This is a genomic window from Agrobacterium sp. 22-209-1 (assembly GCF_053522485.1).
The window spans coordinates 649,822-669,207 of the sequence record NZ_JBNWCH010000001.1; the positions used below are offsets into that span (position 1 = coordinate 649,822).

Annotated in this window: 18 protein-coding genes and 1 tRNA gene; 16 read left to right on the forward strand and 3 right to left on the reverse strand. The window is 59.9% G+C overall.

The window, feature by feature from the left end; all coding sequences use genetic code 11:
• Positions 1 to 196 precede the first annotated feature (196 nt).
• A tRNA-Met gene (locus ACQZ48_RS03025) sits at positions 197 to 272 on the reverse strand.
• 162 nt (positions 273 to 434) lie between these two features.
• Between ACQZ48_RS03025 and ACQZ48_RS03030 the strand changes: the two genes are divergently transcribed.
• From ACQZ48_RS03030 to ACQZ48_RS03105, 16 genes are all read left to right on the forward strand, one after another.
• Positions 435 to 1,292 (forward strand): XRE family transcriptional regulator, encoded by an 858-nt coding sequence (locus tag ACQZ48_RS03030; RefSeq protein WP_448728515.1) that lies wholly within the window; start codon positions 435 to 437, stop codon positions 1,290 to 1,292.
• Between the two features lie 273 nt (positions 1,293 to 1,565).
• Positions 1,566 to 1,760, forward strand: a complete 195-nt coding sequence (locus ACQZ48_RS03035; RefSeq protein ID WP_334154260.1) for a hypothetical protein — start codon at positions 1,566 to 1,568, stop codon at positions 1,758 to 1,760.
• A 58-nt stretch (positions 1,761 to 1,818) separates the two neighbouring features.
• Entirely contained in the window at positions 1,819 to 2,082 is a 264-nt protein-coding gene (locus ACQZ48_RS03040) for a hypothetical protein (RefSeq protein ID WP_448728516.1), read from the forward strand.
• A gap of 297 nt (positions 2,083 to 2,379) precedes the next feature.
• Positions 2,380 to 3,255, forward strand: coding sequence for a phage major tropism determinant (locus ACQZ48_RS03045; protein WP_448728517.1), 876 nt, complete (start codon positions 2,380 to 2,382; stop codon positions 3,253 to 3,255).
• A 51-nt stretch (positions 3,256 to 3,306) separates the two neighbouring features.
• Entirely contained in the window at positions 3,307 to 4,236 is a 930-nt protein-coding gene (locus ACQZ48_RS03050; RefSeq protein WP_448728518.1) for a hypothetical protein, read from the forward strand.
• A 44-nt stretch (positions 4,237 to 4,280) separates the two neighbouring features.
• Positions 4,281 to 4,658 carry a diversity-generating retroelement protein Avd gene (avd, locus tag ACQZ48_RS03055; protein WP_448728519.1) on the forward strand — a complete coding sequence of 126 codons (378 nt, stop codon included), beginning with the start codon at positions 4,281 to 4,283 and terminating at the stop codon, positions 4,656 to 4,658.
• Between the two features lie 245 nt (positions 4,659 to 4,903).
• The gene (locus ACQZ48_RS03060; protein ID WP_448728520.1) at positions 4,904 to 5,989 is read left to right on the forward strand and encodes a reverse transcriptase domain-containing protein; all 1,086 of its coding nucleotides are present in this window, start codon (positions 4,904 to 4,906) and stop codon (positions 5,987 to 5,989) included.
• Entirely contained in the window at positions 5,973 to 6,266 is a 294-nt protein-coding gene (locus ACQZ48_RS03065) for a hypothetical protein (protein ID WP_448728521.1), read from the forward strand. Before ACQZ48_RS03060 ends, ACQZ48_RS03065 begins: the two co-directional genes overlap by 17 nt.
• The gene (locus ACQZ48_RS03070; protein ID WP_448728522.1) at positions 6,257 to 6,607 is read left to right on the forward strand and encodes a hypothetical protein; all 351 of its coding nucleotides are present in this window, start codon (positions 6,257 to 6,259) and stop codon (positions 6,605 to 6,607) included. Before ACQZ48_RS03065 ends, ACQZ48_RS03070 begins: the two co-directional genes overlap by 10 nt.
• Before the next feature lie 7 nt (positions 6,608 to 6,614).
• Positions 6,615 to 7,748, forward strand: coding sequence for a DNA polymerase III subunit beta (gene dnaN, locus ACQZ48_RS03075; RefSeq protein ID WP_448728523.1), 1,134 nt, complete (start codon positions 6,615 to 6,617; stop codon positions 7,746 to 7,748).
• Positions 7,748 to 8,335, forward strand: a complete 588-nt coding sequence (locus ACQZ48_RS03080) for a hypothetical protein (protein ID WP_448728524.1) — start codon at positions 7,748 to 7,750, stop codon at positions 8,333 to 8,335. Before dnaN ends, ACQZ48_RS03080 begins: the two co-directional genes overlap by 1 nt.
• A complete protein-coding gene (locus tag ACQZ48_RS03085) occupies positions 8,332 to 9,054 on the forward strand; it encodes a hypothetical protein (protein ID WP_448728525.1) in 723 nt (240 codons plus the stop codon). The genes ACQZ48_RS03080 and ACQZ48_RS03085 overlap by 4 nt, the downstream gene beginning before the upstream one ends.
• Entirely contained in the window at positions 9,051 to 9,236 is a 186-nt protein-coding gene (locus ACQZ48_RS03090) for a hypothetical protein (protein ID WP_448728526.1), read from the forward strand. The genes ACQZ48_RS03085 and ACQZ48_RS03090 overlap by 4 nt, the downstream gene beginning before the upstream one ends.
• Positions 9,236 to 9,643 (forward strand): Lar family restriction alleviation protein, encoded by a 408-nt coding sequence (locus ACQZ48_RS03095; protein WP_448728527.1) that lies wholly within the window; start codon positions 9,236 to 9,238, stop codon positions 9,641 to 9,643. The genes ACQZ48_RS03090 and ACQZ48_RS03095 overlap by 1 nt, the downstream gene beginning before the upstream one ends.
• A complete protein-coding gene (locus ACQZ48_RS03100; protein WP_448728528.1) occupies positions 9,643 to 10,467 on the forward strand; it encodes a hypothetical protein in 825 nt (274 codons plus the stop codon). Before ACQZ48_RS03095 ends, ACQZ48_RS03100 begins: the two co-directional genes overlap by 1 nt.
• A 177-nt stretch (positions 10,468 to 10,644) precedes the next feature.
• Positions 10,645 to 11,736, forward strand: coding sequence for a tyrosine-type recombinase/integrase (locus ACQZ48_RS03105; protein ID WP_448728529.1), 1,092 nt, complete (start codon positions 10,645 to 10,647; stop codon positions 11,734 to 11,736).
• A gap of 39 nt (positions 11,737 to 11,775) precedes the next feature.
• Here the strand turns inward: ACQZ48_RS03105 and pbpC are convergent, their stop codons facing one another.
• Both pbpC and ACQZ48_RS03115 read right to left on the reverse strand, forming a co-directional pair.
• Entirely contained in the window at positions 11,776 to 13,854 is a 2,079-nt protein-coding gene (gene pbpC, locus ACQZ48_RS03110) for a penicillin-binding protein 1C (protein WP_191216750.1), read from the reverse strand.
• A complete protein-coding gene (locus ACQZ48_RS03115; RefSeq protein WP_191216751.1) occupies positions 13,851 to 19,307 on the reverse strand; it encodes an alpha-2-macroglobulin family protein in 5,457 nt (1,818 codons plus the stop codon). Before ACQZ48_RS03115 ends, pbpC begins: the two co-directional genes overlap by 4 nt.
• Positions 19,308 to 19,386: the final 79 nt, after the last annotated feature.

The window sequence follows — 19,386 nt, forward strand, 5'->3', positions numbered from 1 at the left end:
TGGAGAGACAAAGATGGGAACAACGAAAGAAAAGGGCCGCCGGAGCCGGGAGGAAAGGCGTCACGGCGGGTGCGCGGAGGGGAAAGGAGTAACCCTCGCGCAACAGGAAAGGCGATCCGGACGGAAGGGTCCGCAGGCGTGCAAAGCCTCTTCCGTCCGGCATCCCGTGCGCGCTCTGCCAGGAAAGCGACGGGATTGGTTGCAGCGGCAGGATTCGAACCTGCGACATCGTGGTTATGAGCCACGCGGGATGACCACTTCCCTACGCTGCGGAAAAACTGGAGCGCCGTCATTCTGCGGCCTCCTGAAGTGATGCGCTTTCCGGGTTCTGCGCATTGAGGCACACCTCAATGAACTGGATAGCGGAGACGCGCCCGCGTGTGCCCCTCTCAACATCCCTCGCCAAGTCAATACTTGGATCTCTGCGACCCGATATGGCGCGAGACAAGGTGCTGGGCGAGCGACCGATGCGCACAGCAAAGGTCGAAAGCTTCTCACCTGTTTCACTTAAGAATGTTGATAGAGCGTCCATGCGGCGAAATGTGCCAAATAGGCAAATTTTCGTCAAGCACATTTTTTGCCTATTAGGCTCTGGCGCGTTTCATCAGCAAATGGAAATTTGCCTCATGGACAAAAACTATCCCAACCGCATACGCGAAATTCGGAAAAGCAAAGGCCTCACAATCGAGGAACTTGCTGAAGAGACAGGCCTTTCGGTGTCGTTCACTGGACGATTGGAGAAGGGCGAGCGAAGGCTGTCCGTTCATCATATGGATTTATTTGCTGCAGCTTTGGCGGTCGAGCCACAAGATTTGTTGCCGACCACAAACCCGCGCACATCAAACGTGGTGGCAATCATGGGGCGAATCGGAGCAGGAGCAGAAATATCACCCGACGAAGAGCAGATCCCGCCGGAAGGCCTCTACGAAATAGAAACGCCCTTCCCGTTACCGGAAGATGCCCTGGCATTTGAGGTCTACGGCGAATCTATGTGGCCACGATATGACGATGGCGACATCATAATCTGCTGGAGACAGGGCGTGGTTGTTGAAGAAGTCTTAGGATGGGAAGCGGCGGTTAAAACCTCTACTGGTCAGCGGTACCTTAAGCGGGTGTTGAGAGGCTCGGAGAAAGGCACGTTTGATTTGGAAAGCCACAACGCCCCGCCCATCCGAGGAGTACAAATCGTCTGGGTCGCCGCCATCCAGTCTGTCATTAGAAGCGGTCAATGGAAAAAACTAACGCCGGCCGCTCGGCAACGCCTAGTACAAAAGATGACAGCGTCGGGATAAATATCCAGATGCGACCTTCATAAAAAGCCTGCCATTCACACGGCGGGCTTTTTTGTTGCCCGAGAAAAATGTTTGAGATTCAATATTTTGCCTATCTGTCAAAAATAATTTGCCAAATAGGCAAAATCTATATTGACGAAATGTGCCTATTTGGCAAATAATCCTCTCCATCCAAGCCGCTTTGACCTCACGGCTCGGAGAAAGACCGGGCGGCGACCCTAGCCCCTCTCAACCTCGCGCCGCCCGGTCCAATCTCAACGGATGGAGACCGCAATGCTGCACATCAAGACCAACAACGACGAAGAACTGATTGACGCGATGTCCGACGCCATTCTGCGCCAGGGTGACCTCTGCATGGTCACGCCGCTTCGCGAATACTTCACGGATTCCGAGATCAAGCGCTGCGGCGGAGCTGCCGCCATCCGCGCCTATGACAAGCGCGTTCTCGAAAAGCGCGCTGCCGCCTGATCGTCCGCTCCGGTTTCCGCCTCACCAGAGGCGGTTTCCCGAACGGACGGAGATTAACATGGCGAAATTCTCACCAGCACAGCGCCGCAAAGCACATTGCGGACCTGCATTCCGGCAGTCTTACATTGATGACGGCTGGCGCGCAGGTGCCGCGCACATCATCTCGGCATTCGCTCGCCTTCGGGCAGCGTCCGAGATCCGCAAACGTTACCAGACAGGCGATGTGCGGGCGTCCGATGCGCTTCGCATTTCTTACATCACCCTGTTGCACGCACGGAAGGATTTGCGCATCGGCCGTCGAATGACGCCGTTGCCTGCGTGACGCCACGTCCGGTTTCGGTGTCCGCCTCTCCCGCGAGGCGGCATCCGAAACGGATGGAGGCAGCTTTGATCCACATTTCCCCCATGATCCCGCAGACCCGCCATGACCTCGGCACCTTCCGCAAGGACAGCGCCGTTCCTTATGGCCGCTTCTTTCTTGCATGCATCACTGCCGTGCTTCTGCTCGGCTGCATCGGTGGCGTGGCACTCTGCGCCCCGTCTCTCCGAAATCGAACGCATGCACGCCGCAGCGGCACGCGTCTGACCACGTCCAGCCCAAACCAAAAAGGACCAACCCATGACAACGACTGCCGAACCGCAGACAATCAGCATTCACAATCCCAGCCCAAGCGGGCCGATCCTGCTCGCCACCGGCCCGACCTCGATCTCCATCAAGGCCGGGGCGCTGGTCGAGATCGGCGACCGCACGTATTCCTATGATCGCGAAACCGCGATTGCGCTCGACGACTTGGTGCCCGGTAGCGACTATGCTGTCGGCATCAATGCCATGGGCGATCTGTTCGCCACCGTCGCCAACGACAATCCCCTGAAAGCAGACTTCTTCGCCGGTTTCCATTTCGCCCCCGGCGGCAATGCGACCGAACGCAAGGGCGGCGACAGCACGCCGGCCATCAATCCGCATTCCCTCTGGGATATCGAGTATCGCCCCGCCTGCCCGGATCCGCGCGGCATGGTGCGCGTCATCGCCGGAAACATCGTTTGGGTCGATATCTATCTTCTCGGCGTCGATCACGCCGTGCACGGCACCAGCCGCTTTGGCGTGACGCCAGCCACCGGCAGCACGCTGGATCTTCTCGATTACCCGACCGCGAAATCCATCCTCGAAGGCCACGGCAAGCGCCTGCTGACCTTTGACGAATTCCGAACCGCCGCCCATGGCGTGACCGAACGCTCCAGCGCCACCAATCGCCCGCGCACTACCGGTCTCGATGCAGCACGCACCAGCCTCTACGGCCTCATGCAGGCAACCGGCAATCTCTGGGTCTGGGGAACAGACGGCGACATCGACGACCCGCGCCCGTCCATCTTTGGCGGCTCCTGGCTCAACGGCGACAACGCCGGCTCCCGGTTCGCGGGCTTGGGCTCCTGGCCCGAGTACTCGATCGAGCGCATCGGGGCGCGCGGCGCGAGCGACCACCTGACGCCTGCCTGACGCGCGCGAAAGCGCGGGTCTCTTTCTCTCCCTTCAATCAGGATTATCACCATGACGGCAACAGCCAACCTCACCAAACACACGCTCGGAATGACGCGTCGTGATCTTTCAAGCCCGGTTCTGGCGGCCATCGGCCGCACCGATATTATCGTCAAGGCAGGAACCATTGTCGTGACCGATAATCGCCCGGTCCGCTTCGACGACGATACGCCCGTTCCGACCGGCGAACTTCTCCCCGGTCGCGATTATGGCGTCGGCATCGATGAAAGCGGCAACCTGTTCTGCAGGGTTCTGCAATCGTCGCCGACAGAAGAGCCGTTGTTTGCCGGTTTCCATTTCGCCCCGGGCGGCAACGCGAAGGCCCGCGAAGGCGGCGACAGCGCGCCTGCGATCAACCCTTATTCCATCTGGGATATCGGGTTTCGCCCTTCGTGCCCGGATCCGCGTGGCATGGCGCTGGTCGAGACCTTGGGAGGCAAATTGTTCTGGGCGGACATCTACCTTCTGGATGCCGACCACCACGAACAGGGCACCAGCCGCGCCAGGGCGATCATCGCCGATGGCCGCGACCTGCCGATGAAGCTCGACGGCCAGAACCGTTTCAAGACGCTCGACTATGCGACGGCTGTGGAGATCTACACCGGTCACGGCAAGCGCCTTCTCGGCGCGGAAGAATTCTTTGCTGCCGCCTATGGCGTGAAGGAGCGCACATCCCGTGACAGTGAGCCGACCGTAACCGGCGCGCTCGACGAGAACGCCATCAACTTCATCAGCAAGTGGGGCCTTTTCGATATCACCGGCACCATGTGGCAGTGGGGCACGGACGGCGATCCGGACAACCCGCGCCCGTCCATCTTTGGCGGCTCCTGGGTCAGCGGCGACGACGCCGGCTCCCGGTGCGCGCACTTGGACTGCTGGCCCGAGCTCTCGTTCGTGAGCCTCGGGGCGCGCGGCGCGAGCGACCACCTGAACCATGCCTGACACGCGCGAAAGCGCGGGTCCCCTGAAACGGATGATCGCCAGCCATGACACGAGATGAATATGTAAATCCGCAGGATCTGGCGATCGTCGAGAAATTCGAGAAAGCCGTGGCCTACCTCTATCCGATCTTCCAGAAATGCCCTCGCAGCCATGGCGTGCTGCGGGATCGGCTGATCGGACTGCTGTTTGACCAGGTCGGCTTTCTCTATCAGGCAGCGAAGTCGAAACAGGCCTCAAAGCTCTACGCAGCAGACGCCAATCTGGCAACGCTGCGCTTCTGGTTGCGCTTTGCCTCCGATCCGAAGCTGAAATTCCTTTCCCATCATCAGCACAAGGTGGCGCTGCGCCATATTGCTGAAACGGGATCGATGCTCGGCCAGTGGATCCGGAACGCAAAAGGCAACGGGCGGTCGGGGTCATGATGCTGTTGCGCCCGTCCATCTTTGGCGGCTCCTGGATCAACGGCGACAACGCCGGCTCCCGGTACGCGAACTTGGACTACTGGCCCGAGAACTCGAACGAGAACATCGGGGCGCGCGGCGCGAGCGACGATCCATTCACGACTCGGCGCAGGCCACGGCCACGCCGGTCATCTTCCACGGTCGGCACGGCGGTTTATGCCACGCCGTCAGGGTGGTCGGCCCGATCGTCCGGCTTCGGCGAACACATGACAGGGTCCGGTAAAGCGGGGAGTAGCGGCTATGCCGTCGAAACCCGCGACCGGCAATCCGGAGCGATTATCATGGGAAAGAAATACCGGAACCTTATCGGAAAGATCACGGCAGACGCCAACATGCGTTATGCCTTCAGGCGTACCGCCCTTGGCAAGCGCCTGACGACCGGCTTTCTGGAGTTCAACGAATTCTCGATCCTCAATCTGGAGGATCTGGCGCAGGCTATGCGCGATGGCAGCTATCGTCCCGGCCAGCCGCACAATTTCAAGATCTTCGATCCGAAGGAGCGGATGATATCGGCGCTACCCTTCGAGGATCGTGTGGCGCAGCATGCGCTTTGCGCCGTCATCGAGCCGATATTTCAGGCGACGCTGCTTCCGCGCACCTACGCCTGCCGTCCGGGCAAAGGAACGCATGCAGCTGCGACTGCATTGCAGGCCGATATGCGACGGCTGACCTGTGACGCGGAACCGCTCTATATCCTCAAGACCGATTTCTCCCGATACTTCGCCAGCATCGAGCACAGCGCGCTCTGGCAGCTGATCGAGGCGAAGATTTCCTGCCGTGCCACGCTGCGCTTGATCGAGACCATGCTGCCGCGTGACGGTATCGGCCTGCCAATCGGCAATCTTTTGTCGCAGATCTTCGCCAACATCTACGGCGGCGTGGTTGATCGGCATCTGCAACAGGATCTCGGCGAGCGCTACTGGTATCGTTACATGGACGATATCGTGGTTCTCGGGCAATCGTCGGAGCATCTGCGCAAGGTACGCGCCTCGATTGAGGAACTGTCCCGCGAGCGGCTGGGTCTCAGATTCTCCAAATGGAGCATCCAGCCCGTCAGCCGGGGTGCCAACTTCGTCGGGTATCGCATCTGGCCCACCCACAAGCTTTTGCGCCGCGACAGCGTCACACGGGCGAAGCGCAAGATCCGCGCCTATCGCGCCGGCGGCGATCATCAGCGGCTGGAGAAATTCCTTGCCGCATGGGTCGGCCACGCCACGTGGGCCGACAGCCGCAATCTTCTCAAATCTCTCAACGTCCACGAAAGGAGTGTCAATCATGCGGCACACCGATAAGCGCGGCGGCAGTAAATTGCCGTCACCCGTCATGCTGGCGCGCTGCGTTCAACGCGGCATGGGCCGAAACCAGATTGCCGACCACTACGGCGCCAGCTTCAGCCGCGTCACAACGCGATGCAAGGAGCTTGGCCTTGTGGCCCCGATAAACGGCAACACCTGGGAACAGGCAAGGTTTGATTTCACCACAGTTGTCATCCGCCGCTTCGGCAGCAGCATCACGCTGCCCTGCCCCAGCATGTACGCGAAAATTCTGGAGAGCCGCAAATGTTTGTAAATCAGGAAATCACGATCAATTTTTCAGACGATCACAATGACGAGCGTATCGCCGCATGGCTCAAGAAGCATTGTCTTCGCCCTGCGATTGTTTCTGATCTGACTTTCAATGCGAAGGTACAGGTTGAAATCGGCGACCTGGACGAAGACGACATAATCGACGCCTACGATCAAATGCATAAGCTCGACGACAGCGACCTTTATCATGTCGGCGAGGCATACCGGCGTATGGCAGAAGGCAACATTGATGAGGCGATGGAAATCCTGTCGCGTCACTTTGATCTTGCCCCCCCCTCCCACGAGCGTGGGATTGCCGACCTCCTCACCGGAAAACGGAACTGAGGGCCACATGAGCAAAGACCCTATCCATTTCCGCGCCCATCGATCCGAGCTTCTGACGGCACTTGCCGCCGTGACCGAGGCCGTACCCGCCAAGGACAATATCCCGATCCTTGAAAACGTTCTGTTGCAGCCGGACGGTGACCGCCTGCTGTTGCGCGGCACCAATCTTGATCTTGAGATCGAAACGCGCTGCGAGCTGCTGGAGCCATCCGCCGGCGAGGGCCTGACGATTGCGGCCGATGAATTCTATCGGATCGTGAAGAACATGCCGGAGTCGGCGGAAATCACCGTCGCCCCCGGCAAGTTTCCAAGTCAAGCGGCGGTCAGCGGCGGCCGGTCGCGGTTTAATCTGCACACCCTGCCCGTATCCGATTTCCCGTCCATCGGCACGGATCGCCCGCCGTTGGCTTTTACCGTGCAGGCGAACCTCCTGACCGATGCGCTCGGCAGGGTGGCCTATGCCATGAATACGACGATGAAGGATCGCCCGTATCTTTCCGGCACCTTCGTCGAGGGACTGGAAAACGGCAGACTTGCCGTTGTCGCGACCGATGGCCTGAAAATGGCGGCCTCGCGGATCTCGCCGAGTGAATTGAATGCGTTCGATCCGCCGATCATCCCGATCAAGACGGTACAGGCGATCCGCAAGCTCGTCGGCCACAGCAAGGCCGTTTGCTCGTTTTTCATCAATGACCGCAAGTTGGTGATGGAATGCGAAGATATCTCGCTGGTCTCCAAACTCGTGGACGGCACGTTCCCGGATTACAAGCGCATCATCCCGGCGCGCAGCAGCATCTTCCTTCGTGCCGACCGCGCAACGGTCAGCAAGGCCATCACCCGCGTGAGCGTCATTGCCGGCGACATCAGCAAATCTTCCGTCCGCCTCGATATCCAGAGCGGCGTCATGCAGATCGAACTGGTGGCGCGTGACGGTCAGAATGCATCCGAGCCGGTCGATATCGAATTCGACGGCGACAGCCATCTGCGGGGGTTCAATCCGACATTCGTCAACGAAACACTGTCCAGCATCTCCACCACATCCTTTTGTCTCCACGGCACGGACCCCGGCGCGCCGGGACATTTCACGCCGGATGGCGACGCCGACGAAGATTACATCGTTATGCCTATGAGGGTTTCCTGATGACTGAGCTTACCGCACCTGTCCATCACATCATCGGACCGACGATCCTTCTCGGATCCGGCACCTATTTTGACTTCGATAATCCGGAAGGATCGCAGTTGACGATTGAGGATGTTGCTTATGGTCTCGCATTCCAGTCACGCTTCTCTGGTCAATGTGTCAGCCGTCGCACAGGCAAACGGGTTTATTATTCCGTAGCCCAGCACTGCATCATCATGGCCGGTCACGCCGAGCCGGGAAGCAAGATGGCGGCGCTAATGCATGAGGTTGGCGAGGCGACCTGCGGCGACATGAGTTCGCCCCTGAAATTAAAATGCCCGGACTTCAAAGCAGTCGAGAAACGATGCGAGGCCGCCGGCCTTTCCCGCTTCAGGGTCAAGATACTATTCCCCTCGTACATCAAGCATCTGGATCTATGCATGCTTGCGACCGAGCAGCGGGACCTCATGCCGAGCAACGGTCATACATGGGCAACGGTTGAAGGGCGCCGCCCTTTTGAGGCCGAAATATTCCCTTGGGAAAATCCGCACGTTGCCGCCGAGACATTCCTTGAAACTTATCATCTGTTGCGGAGGAATGGGCAATGACACGGTTAAACAGTCGTCAGTGCCGACGTGAGGCCACTTATCGTCGCGGATACGAGGACGGTAAGCGCGCTGCACTGTCCGTGGCGGAAACAACCCTCGAAACCCAAGCCTGCGAATGCACCAAAATTGAACATGACGAAACTTGCCCTATCGGCACTCCGTCCTTGCTGTGCGAGGTGTGCGACGGCAAAGGACACGTCTCATATGTAAAGCTTGATGGATCGGAGCTTTGGGAAATCGTGTTCGGTGTTAATAGTGACGCTGCGACCGATATCACCGACGAGCAGTACGACCTGATTGCGAGGCACATCAACGAAGTTTTCGTTCAGCCACTTCGACGCCACCCAGTGTTGGATAGCGACGGCCTGAAGGCGATTGCAGCCGAACGCAGCCGACAGATCGAGCAAGAGGGCTGGACGGCCCATCATGATGACGCCCATGGCGACGGGAGCATTGCCATCGCAGCGGCATGCTATGCGATGTTCGCTGCCGTCAGCGATAACGCACGCGGCTCAACGCAACTTCCGGGAAGCCTGACAAAGAACGGCCAGGATATCGAGGGCTGGGCGGCTTTTCTGTCGATATGGCCTTGGGAGCGCCACTTCTGGAAGCCCACTACCCGTGTACGCGATCTTGAAAAGGCTGGGGCGCTTATCGTTGCCGAGCTCGACCGGCTTATCCGCGCCGCAGCGCTGGCAAAGCAGGAGGACAGCGAGTGAGTGATCCTCTTGAGCAAAAACTCGCCGACTTCCTCGACGCGCTGGACGAATGGGGATGCAATGACAATCTGGAGCGCGCAAAGGAGATCCTAGATTTTCAGCGCTGCGGATGCGACCTGTCGGAATACGTAGAGCATGATGAGGGTGACCGCCCACTTCGCGCTAAGAGCGAGGTGAATTGATGTCAGGTACTACGAAGCAGTCCCTCAAGCCTTGCCCTTTCTGCGGCGGCGCTCCCGAAACGGATTCCAGCCAGTCCTACAGAAAGCTCACTAGCGGCAACCTCGATCATCAGGCCGCAATATACTGCACATCATGTGACGCAGTCATGACCATGTGCGCAGCCGATACACCTCAGCTGGATGACGAAGATCGCTTGTCGTATTTGATTGACCGCTGGAATGGTCGATCTAACAGCCCCATAGAAAGCATTGCTGTCCCCGAAGGCTTCGTTGTTGTGCCTGTTGAAGCAGATGATGCGATGATCGCAGTAGGGCTGAGGGCTATGCGTAGTTTTGGAAACGTGTCGAACGGCCTTGCGAATGCCTGGCGTCAGATGTTGCGTATCGGGCGGGAAAGAGGTGCTTGATGACGGACCTTTTCTCAAAATCCAAGCCTATCAAGCTCACATCGACAGACATCCGCAACGGAATGTCAAAGCGCTGGGCGGAACCTGAATATGCCATCATGTGGGAAGTTGCCGACGCGACTGGATCGGGATCTCGCCGTTATGCGGACGCCGTCATCATGTCGCTTTGGCCGTCTCGCGGTCTGGAGTTGCACGGCGTAGAGATCAAAGTCACCCGTTCCGATTGGAAGCGTGAGGCCGCAGATCCGAGAAAAGCGGAATCGGTCGCGCAATACTGCGATCTCTGGTGGATACACACCGCGCCTGGCGTCGTGGATGATCTGTCCGATCTACCGCCCCAGTGGGGGTTGCGCGAATTCGATGGCCGGTCATGGAAAACGATCCGCGAGGCAGAGAAGAACAGCCCAGCTCCGATATCGCGCGGCTTCCTTGCAAGCATTTTGCGTCGAGCCGATGGCGCGATGCGACTACTTGTCAACGAGGCGACCAAAGAAGCGCGGGCGCGGGTTGATGAAGAAATAGAGAGAAACCGCCAGCGCTATAAAGACGAACTGGAGCGGGCAGTCCAGAATAGAACAGCCACGTTTGAGACGGCAGCAAAAAACATCGAGCTATTCGCAGCAGCCTTTGGCGTCGATCCGGCAAATGCATGGAAGGACGATTTCGTGCGTCTCGGCAGAGCCGCCAAAGCGTTGAGCGAATGCAACGTGAGCGGCTACGGTCACAAGCCGCTTGCGCAGCGACTACGTGCAGCTGCCGACGAGATCGAAGCAATCGTTGAAATGATCGAACCTCCGAAACTCGGGGGGGATCATTCCCAGTGACCCAGCCGGCGATTCTACGAAAACAAGACATGATGCGAGCCGCCGAGGTTGCTAACAATTCAGGGTGCCGGATCGAGATAAAGGTGGGCGATACCGTCATCACCGTCATACCGAGTTCCGAGAACGAAAAGGGTAAGGGAATTGACTACTCGCGTCCCGTACTGTGAAATCTCGGGCATGCCCAGGAAACTCTACCCACATGTGCACAAGCAGAAGACCCGCCATAACAAGTGGGTCTTTTATTTTCGTCTCGGAAAAGGGAAGCGGATCCGCTTGCCCAATCCCAATGACCCCGAGTTCAAGGCGGCATACATGGCAGCGCTAAACGGTTCTCCGGTCAAGGTGGAAACGGCGCACGAAGGAACACTGGGCTGGTTGTGGGAGAGATATACGACAGAAAGCGCAAAGTGGGCAGGGTACAGCCCCGCCACGCAAAAGCAGCAGCGTTTGATCATGGTGAAGGTGCTTAAGACCGCAGCAAAGTCATCTCTAAAGGTCATCACCCAGGACGTCATCCAAGAGGGCGTCGATAAGCGGCATGAGACGCCGGCGATGGCCGGGAATTTCCTCAAGGTAATGCGCGGCATGTTCGGCTGGGCAAAGAAGATGCGACTCGTCGCCGTAGATCCATCGCTTGGCGTCGAGGCGCCCGACTACAAGAAGGGCGGCTTCCCCGCTTGGACAATCGACGAGGTTAAGGCATTCCGTCAGAAACACGAGATCGGCACGACGGCGCGGTTGGCGATGGAGCTTATGCTTTTGGCTGGTTTGCGCCGATCTGATGTGGTGAGAGCCGGCCGCCAGCACATCAGCGGCAAGATCCTTTCTATGGATACAGAGAAGACAGGCGCGCGGATCACGGTCGAACTTTCGGATGATCTGATTACTGTCATCAATGCTACGCCTCGCAAAGGCTTGCACCTGGTCGAGACATCTCGCGGCAAGCCTTTCGTTAAGGAGGGGTTCGGGAATTGGTTTCGCGACCAGTGCAATGACGCGAAGGTCTATAAGTCCGCGCATGGCCTAAGGAAGCTCAGCGCGACGCTTGCCGCTGAAGGTGGCGCAGCGTCACATCACCTCCTTGCTCAGTACGGGTGGACGAACCTCGCGACCGCAGAAATCTACACGCGGGGTATCGATCGGCGCCGCCTTGGGATCGAGACAAGCCGCATCGTGGCGGATCAGATCGGGAACATAGCCGCCCCTCACCCTGTTTCAGGTGAGGGAACGAGCGCAGAAAGCGAAACAAAATCAAATACTAAGAAATAAGGTGACGCACCTCTCGTGGACACCAAATTTTCCTGCGAATTACTCGACGAAAACCCGCACGCTCGAGGCACGTCCGTCGGCGTCGATCACCGTGAGTGTGGAAAATCCCTGACCTTCGGGCCGCCATTCGCTGTTGCGGCGATGGGATGCATTCGGCAAAGGCAAACCGTTGGCGAGCCAGCGAAAAGGTGCCCGCCCGCCCTGCAGCTTCAGCACCAGCGGCGAGATGCCTGACTGACCGGAAAGCTCCACACGCGCGCCCTCGGGCGGGTAAACGATGCGCGGGGCGCTTTCACGTCTTGAAGCGGAAAGCAGGCCGCTGGCCGTCGTGGTGAAACGCCGCTGATTGGCGGGGAGGTCATTGACCGCCACCCGCGCGACACCGGAAGGTGCGGCCGGCATCGGCGTGATCGCCACGCCGGATTTCTCGAAGGCCTCGAACAGGATCGGGGCGGCCGTTGCATAACCGGCAATGCCCGGCACCGCGCCATTGTCGGCCCGGCCGACCCAGACACCAACTACATGCCGCCCGTCATAACCCACCGACCAGGCATCGCGATAGCCATAGCTGGTGCCGGTCTTGTAGGCGATGCCGCGCTGTTTCATGCCGAGCGGCGGCAGCACGCCGGACAGGATGTCGGAGATGTTCCAGATCGCCGCATCGGAGAATAAACGGTCGCTCTCCAGCCGTTCCGGGGCGGCGCGGACACCGTCTCCAAGCCGCACGGGATCGCCGCCGCCGGCAAGCCCCGCATAAAGCTGCACCAGATCGACCAGCGAAATACCCGCGCCGCCAAGGGCGATGGCAAGGCCGGGCGCTTCATTGGCGGGAAGTGCGAGTTTGACGCCCACCCGCCGGAACCGCACCATCAGCGCCGAGGGGCTGACCGCATCGAGCAGCTTGACGGCAGGAACATTAAGCGACAGTTGCAGCGCCTGCCGGATGCTGACATCGCCTTGATAATGCATGTCGAAATTGCGCGGCCTGTAGCCGGAAAAGTCGGCCGGGCGATCTTCGATGATGGTTTCCTGTCCGACAAGACCGTCTTCGAAGGCAAGGCCGTAGATGAATGGCTTGAGGGTGGAGCCCGGCGAGCGAATGGCCCGGCTCATCTCCACGAAACCGCGTCTTGCCGTATCGAGATAGTCCGCCGACCCCACTTCCGCCAGAATATCGCCGTTCTGCGCATCCGCCATGACGATGGCGACGGAGACCCTGTCGCCGAGCTTTTCCGCAGCATGGCGGGCGACACCCTCCAGCTCCCGCTGGATCGGCAGTTTCAGCGTGGAGCGCACCGCGGCAGTATTTGGGAATTTCACCCGCGCGGCGACGGCCATATGCGGCGCATAGGCCGGAAGATCGCGCCGGCTGGAAGGCGTACTCGCAAGAGCCGCACGTTCCGCCTCCCCCTCACCCACGACGCGCTCGACGGCAAGCCGTTGCAATACGCGCTCGCGCGCCTGTTTCGCCGTCTCTGGAAAACGATCCGGGCGTCGCTTTTCCGGCAATTGCGGCAGCGCCACCAATAGGGCCGCCTCCGCCGTATCGAGCCGGCCCGGTTCCTTGCCGAACCAGGCGAGGCTTGCGGCGCGAACGCCTTCGAGATTGCCGCCATAGGGCGCGATATTCAGATAGAGATCGAGGATTTCCGCCTTGGTGAGTCGCCTCTCAATCTGGAGCGCGCGCGCGGCCTGCAGGAATTTCGCCGAAAATGACCGATCGGCGCGCGGCTCGATCAGCCGCGCCACCTGCATGGAAAGCGTCGATGCGCCGGAAACGATCCGGCCGTTGCTGACCAATTGCCAGGCGGAGCGCAAAAGCGCGAAGGGATCGACGCCGTGATGCTCATAGAAACGCTGGTCTTCATAGGCCACCAGCATGCGTAGGAACAGTGGGTCGACTTCGGCCGCCGTGGTTTTCAGTCGCCAGCGGCCATCGGGTGTCGCAAAGGCGCGCAAAAGCTTGCCGTCGCGGTCCAGAACCTCGAAGGAGCGTTGCTGCGCAGCGTCCAGCGGCGGCGGATAGGCCTTGTCCAGCGCATCGAGACCGAAGGCCGCGCCGCCCATAAGCAGAGCGGCCGTCATGATGCCGACAATGATCGCCTTGCGTCGCCTCATGGGTTTGCCGAGCGCACCTCCATGCGGCCGGTTGCCGTGCGGGCGGCAAATTGCGGCCGGTACATATCCTCAACCGAGGCTGCCGGGTGGTCATAGGTTCCTGGGGTGACGGCGCGCACCACATAAGCGAGCGCAATCTCCGAACTGTCACCGGCCGAGCGGTCGAAGGCCGCCACGAAACGGTCGTAGCGGAATTCGGTATGCGCCGCTTCCGTTTCCGGCAACCAGTCGAAATTCGACAGTTGCGCAGAATTGACGAGGCTCGGATTGTCGATTTCGAAACCGGAGGGCAACAGGTCAGTCACCAGAATGCGCGACTGCCAGTTATTCTGCGGCACCACATTCAGCACCACGACATAACGCTCGTTCTGGATCACCTCGCTCGGGTTCACCTCCTCGCCATCCATGGAATAATAGGTGCGGGTAATGGTGAAGCCTTCGCCGCCTGCGGCAAGCGGCTGCGCCGGCGGCGCCACCGTGGTGACGACAGCCGTGACCGGATCGGCCGAGGCATTGGCGATCTTCAAGGGGGCGGCCAGCAATTCATCGCCGCTCATCCGCTTGCCGAAGCCGCCGGTCTGCAAGTCACCGTTCACATCCAGGCGAATATCCCTGTCCTCGCCTTTCACGGCGCGGGCGGCCAGCAGCATCCATGCCTGTTCCTGGGTGCTGGTATAAGGCTTCTTTTCCCATTCCTTGGCCACGGCACCGGCAAGCTGCGGCACGACGGCCGGAACCGGACGGCTTTCCGCCGCAAGCGCCAGCGTCGCCGCCCCGTCACGCAGGGCCGAGCCATAATCGGCGCGGGCGAAGCTGACATTGGTGGTGCGGCTTGCCATGTCGAGCGAAGCGCCGAATACGGCCTTCGAACGGGCCTGATCGCCATAAAGCGAAAGGGCGGCAGCAACCTGCGCCTTGGCGAGCGGCGTGGCGAAATCGGCCAGCGCCGTATCCGCGTAATATCTGAGATCATTGATCGCCGCCTTGCGGTTGCGCGCCAGGACATAAAGCGAATAGGCGATCTCGTTGCCGCGATCCTTGACATTGCTGTCATAGGAAAGACCGTTCTGCAGGTTGTTCAGCGCCTGCACCATGGCCGTTTCGGGAACATCGTAATTCTGTTCGCGGGCGCGGGTCAGGAAGTCGGTGATATAGGCATCGAGCCACAGATCGCCGTAGCCCGGCGACCAGAGGCCGAAGCTGCCAGAACTCGACTGGAAGGACAGCACGCGGTAGATCGCCTCCTGCACCCGCTTGCGGGTATCCGGGTCCTCGACCATGCCGCTATCCTTCGTCAGTTCCGAAACGTAAAGCAGCGGCAACGCCCGGCTCGTCGTCTGTTCGGCGCAGCCATAAGGATATTTGTCCAGCATCATCACCAGCGCCGGAATATCGAAGGCAGGCGAGCGGGTGACATTGATCGCGACCGAAGAACCGAGCAGCATGCTGTCAGCCAATAAATCGCCATTGATGGTCAGGCTACTATTTGGCGCGATCTTGATTTCGCGCCGCGTCGTAACGGGCAGAACGGCCGGGCGCACCGGAACATTCAGCACCTGCTCCAGCGAGACACCCGATGCATTGGAGACCTTGATGGTGATCGCACCATTGCCGGGCTGTTCGCCCGTCAGCGGCACTGTCAGCGACGACTTGCCGCCTTTCTGAAGCGCGAGAGTTTGCGACATCTCGCCCTGATCGACCGTCAGCGCCGTATTACTGGTCACATCCAGCCGGTAATCACCGGCCTCGCCATCCGTATTGGCGATATTGAGCCGCAATTGCGACACATCGCCGGGTGCGAGGAATTTCGGCGCGCTAGCCGTGACAACGAGAGGATCGCGAATGACGGCATCGGAAACCGCATGTCCCACGCCTGTCTTCGTCCAGGCCACCGCCATGATGCGGGCCGTGCCGTTGAACTGCGGAATATCGAAGCTGACTGTCGCCTTGCCGTCCGCGTCAAGTTCGACCGGACCGGCAAAGAAGGCCACGAGCTTTTCCGTGGGTGGGCTGCCCTGAAGAGCAACCTGTCCGCCGTCACCGCCAGTGCGCAGCCGGCCGGTGGCGCCAAGTGAACCGTCGATCAGGCGGCCGTAAAGGTCGCGGATTTCCAGTCCCAGCCGACGCTGGCCAAAGTACCATTCATCCGGCTTCGGCGGCTCGTAGCGGGTAAGGTTCAATATGCCGACATCGACTGCCGCAACGATGGCATAAGCCTTTTCGCCCACGTCAGCGCCGGCGACCGTGATCGGAATTTCAAGCGGCTGGCGCGGCAGCGTTTTCTGCGGCGCGCCAAGCGTGACGGCAAGTTTGCGCTCGGCCGGATCGACGGCGAGCCACTTGATGCCGATGGCGCGCATCGGCATGCGGCTTTCCTGCGCATCGCCCGGGCGGAACAGCGTGGCCGTGACATAAGCGCCCGCGCCCCATTCCTCGGTGACCGGAATATCGATCTCGCCGCCATCCGCGCCGATCTCGGCATTCTGAACGGAAATCAGCTTCTCCGAACCTGATGTCACCATCAACTCGCCGGCAAAACGCGACGAAATCTTGAGTTTGGCCGTATCGCCGATCTTGTAGCTCTGTTTGTCGAGAGCGATTTCCAGCGCATCCGGCGTTTCCGTCGAGCTTGCCTCGACATAAAAACCGGCATCGAATTCAACGCTGGAAACCGGCGCGCCATTGCCGGCGCCCTCCACTTCCAGCCGGTAGCGGCCCCAGGTGACAGGCACGGAAATCTCGCCACCATTGGCATCGACGGACAGGGTGCCGGTTTCCTGCTGCTTGGTATATTCCACCGGCTCGTAACGCCAGGAGTTACCCTGACGATACCATTGATAGTTCCGCTCTACCTTGATGAGTTTCCAGGTCAGGCCATTCATCGCCTGTCTGGCGCCGTCGGCACTGACGCCAATGATGTGGAAACGACCAACGGAATTTTGAGCGAGATCGCCGGAAAATTGCGGTTTGATGCCGATGACAGGCGCATCCGCCTTGATAGGCAGCGTCAGCGAGCGCTCGACGGCACGGCCCCCGGCCTCTTGCATGCGCACGGTGATGTTGGCCGAAAGAAGCTGGGTAGTGGAAGGCAGATCGGTCAGATCGACATTGAAGCTAGCCTTGCCCTCTTCATCCAGATCAGGCAGATCGGCAAGCGTGGTGCGGTTTTCCTCTTCGCTTTCCTCATCGGCCAGACCGAAGAAATAACCTTCGAAATCGGCGCTGGTGCGCGTCGGCTTGATGGCGATCTCACCTTCCAGCGTCAGGCCGGCGGCGGGCGCGCCATAGAGATAACGGCCATCGACGTCGATGGCCGTTTCCGCGCCCGGATCGATCTGTTTCGCCTTGCTGGAGAGGTCGAATTCCGCCCGGTCAGGCACGAAATCATCGACGAGGAAACTCTTTTCGCTGATCGCAGCCGTTTTCGGGTCGGTGTGGATGCGCAAAGTCCAGGTGCCGCGCATCGCATTTGCCTGCAATGGCAGATCGACAGTATGGCCGCCCAGTGCCTTACCATCGCTGACGAAACGTCGGTCCTCGACGCCATCAGGGCGCGAGAAGATGAAGGTGAGCGGAAGATCCTCGATTGCCTTGCCGTCGACGTCGCGGGCAAGCGCTGCGGCGTGCACGGTCTCGCCGGCGCGGTAAATGCCGCGCTCGGTCCAGCTGAACACGTCGATGGCGCCGGGGGCTGCACGGCCCGTCACGCCACGATCCGAAAGATCGAAGCCGGCGCGGGTCATGTCCAGGAAGACGTAATCCTTGTCGCCGTTGCGCGCCGTCAGGATTGCCGGCGCCTGTGCCGCGGTACCGCGCATCAGGCCGGCCGAGAATACCGCGCGGCCCTCCGCGTCGGTCTTTGCCGTGCCCAGCACCTCGTTATTCTTGGCAAGCAGCTGCAAATCCACATCCGCAAGCGGCTTGGCGCTGCCGAGGGCGCGGACGAAGACATTCAGGCCGTCAGTGCCGGCATAGGTGGTAATGCCGGTATCCGACACCAGGAACCATTGCGTGGCGCGGGAATCCCAGGTTTCAGGTGCTACGCCCGGCGGCACGGCGGTCAGCACATAGATGCCGGGTTTGCGCTCCGGCAGGGCCTCATCCACCGGGAAACTTGTAACCACGTCCTTGTTGAGATCGGGCTGGATATCGATCGAGCCCTGCCAGACGAGTTCGCCGATCTCGTTTTCAATGCGGTCGGCATTATAGCCGTCCATTTGCGTCAGAAACTGCGAGTTTGAAAGAAGCGAGGTGATATTGCGGTCGCCGACGCGATAAAGCTTCAGGTCCGCCTTGTCGGCATTGACAGAAACGATTGGAATGCCGCGGCGGGCCGTGCCCGGCAGCACGAAATTCTCGCCGGTAAAGCGAACGCTGGCGGCGCGGTCACGCACATAAATATCGAGATCGACCTGCTTTTCCAGTGGCTCTTCCACTGAAGACGGCAAGCCGGCGCGAAGCGCGATCTTGTAACGCTGACCATGGGTCAGGCCTTCCACGCAAATCTCGCTTCCCTTCGCCTCGATGGCCTTGGGAGCGGCCCCGTCCAGCGTGACGAACGAGGAATAATCGACACCGTTCTTCACCAGCGGCTCGGAAAATTGCACGCAGGCGCGCGGGCTGATACTGTCCGTATCCACGGTATTGTTGATGACGCGGAAACCCTGACGCGTGCGCAGATCGGCATAGGCCGCCTTTGTCTGCGCATTGTCGGTAAGTGCAAGGCTCTCCTTATAAGCACTGAGCGCCGCGCGATAATTCTGGGTTCGCGCAAAAGCCTTCGCCAGCCGGTTCAGGGCCTCGGTGCGGGCGCTGACCGTGCGGCTCAGCTGATAGGCATTGATGGCGGCAGACGCCGCCTGCCCGGCAATGGAATAATTATCAGTAACCTGCGCCGCCTTTTCCGACAATTCCGCCCAGAGCGCGCCATCGTCAGGCGTGATCGCAAGGGCCTGTTTGTAGGTCGTGACGGCATCGGGAATATTGCCTGCTGCTGCCTGCTGCCGCGCGATCTGCACAAGGGCTTCCAGGCCCTGTTCGCCCTCGCCCTCATTTGCCGCAAGGCCGGATTTCAGCCGGCGCGCTTCCTGCTGCAGGCTGTCGGTCACGAAGGACAGGCGCTGCGGCGCGCCGATATCGGCTTCCGTGGCCACTTCCACGATCTTCCCGGCCACTGCGCCGGGGAAGGCGTTCAGCTGATTGAAATCCGATTTGAGGAAGCACCATTTCACCTTGGGATTGTAGGTGAAGGCCTTGCAGGCGGTATCGCCGACGCAAATGTCGCCGCATTGCTCCAGCGAGACATTCTGCTCCGTCCTCAGATCGAAGCCGAAATAATCGCCATTTTGGGTCGTAACGACCTTGCGGGAGGGCTCCGCCGCCATGGCTGGCGGGAAAAACAGGGCGGTGGAAACCGCAACCAGCGAAATCCGGACGAGCGCGCGCAACGACATCAGTTTTCTCCCCGCAACAGACATGTCGGGCAGGACTCTGGTCAAATCCACGCATGGTTGTCAACGCATCTTCGTCAAT

What these genes read in the sequence shown, in the direction of transcription:
- ACQZ48_RS03040 (WP_448728516.1), top strand. Translation starts at nt 1,819, where the DNA reads ATGGCGAAATTCTCACCAGCACAGCGCCGCAAAGCACATTGCGGACCT.
- dnaN (WP_448728523.1), top strand. Translation starts at nt 6,615, where the DNA reads ATGAGCAAAGACCCTATCCATTTCCGCGCCCATCGATCCGAGCTTCTG.
- ACQZ48_RS03105 (WP_448728529.1), top strand. Translation starts at nt 10,645, where the DNA reads ATGCCCAGGAAACTCTACCCACATGTGCACAAGCAGAAGACCCGCCAT.
- ACQZ48_RS03100 (WP_448728528.1), top strand. Translation starts at nt 9,643, where the DNA reads ATGACGGACCTTTTCTCAAAATCCAAGCCTATCAAGCTCACATCGACA.
- pbpC (WP_191216750.1), bottom strand. Translation starts at nt 13,854, where the DNA reads ATGAGGCGACGCAAGGCGATCATTGTCGGCATCATGACGGCCGCTCTG.
- ACQZ48_RS03065 (WP_448728521.1), top strand. Translation starts at nt 5,973, where the DNA reads ATGCGGCACACCGATAAGCGCGGCGGCAGTAAATTGCCGTCACCCGTC.
- ACQZ48_RS03045 (WP_448728517.1), top strand. Translation starts at nt 2,380, where the DNA reads ATGACAACGACTGCCGAACCGCAGACAATCAGCATTCACAATCCCAGC.
- ACQZ48_RS03030 (WP_448728515.1), top strand. Translation starts at nt 435, where the DNA reads ATGGCGCGAGACAAGGTGCTGGGCGAGCGACCGATGCGCACAGCAAAG.
- ACQZ48_RS03080 (WP_448728524.1), top strand. Translation starts at nt 7,748, where the DNA reads ATGACTGAGCTTACCGCACCTGTCCATCACATCATCGGACCGACGATC.
- avd (WP_448728519.1), top strand. Translation starts at nt 4,281, where the DNA reads ATGACACGAGATGAATATGTAAATCCGCAGGATCTGGCGATCGTCGAG.
- ACQZ48_RS03050 (WP_448728518.1), top strand. Translation starts at nt 3,307, where the DNA reads ATGACGGCAACAGCCAACCTCACCAAACACACGCTCGGAATGACGCGT.
- ACQZ48_RS03060 (WP_448728520.1), top strand. Translation starts at nt 4,904, where the DNA reads ATGACAGGGTCCGGTAAAGCGGGGAGTAGCGGCTATGCCGTCGAAACC.
- ACQZ48_RS03115 (WP_191216751.1), bottom strand. Translation starts at nt 19,307, where the DNA reads ATGTCGTTGCGCGCGCTCGTCCGGATTTCGCTGGTTGCGGTTTCCACC.
- ACQZ48_RS03095 (WP_448728527.1), top strand. Translation starts at nt 9,236, where the DNA reads ATGTCAGGTACTACGAAGCAGTCCCTCAAGCCTTGCCCTTTCTGCGGC.
- ACQZ48_RS03085 (WP_448728525.1), top strand. Translation starts at nt 8,332, where the DNA reads ATGACACGGTTAAACAGTCGTCAGTGCCGACGTGAGGCCACTTATCGT.
- ACQZ48_RS03070 (WP_448728522.1), top strand. Translation starts at nt 6,257, where the DNA reads ATGTTTGTAAATCAGGAAATCACGATCAATTTTTCAGACGATCACAAT.
- ACQZ48_RS03035 (WP_334154260.1), top strand. Translation starts at nt 1,566, where the DNA reads ATGCTGCACATCAAGACCAACAACGACGAAGAACTGATTGACGCGATG.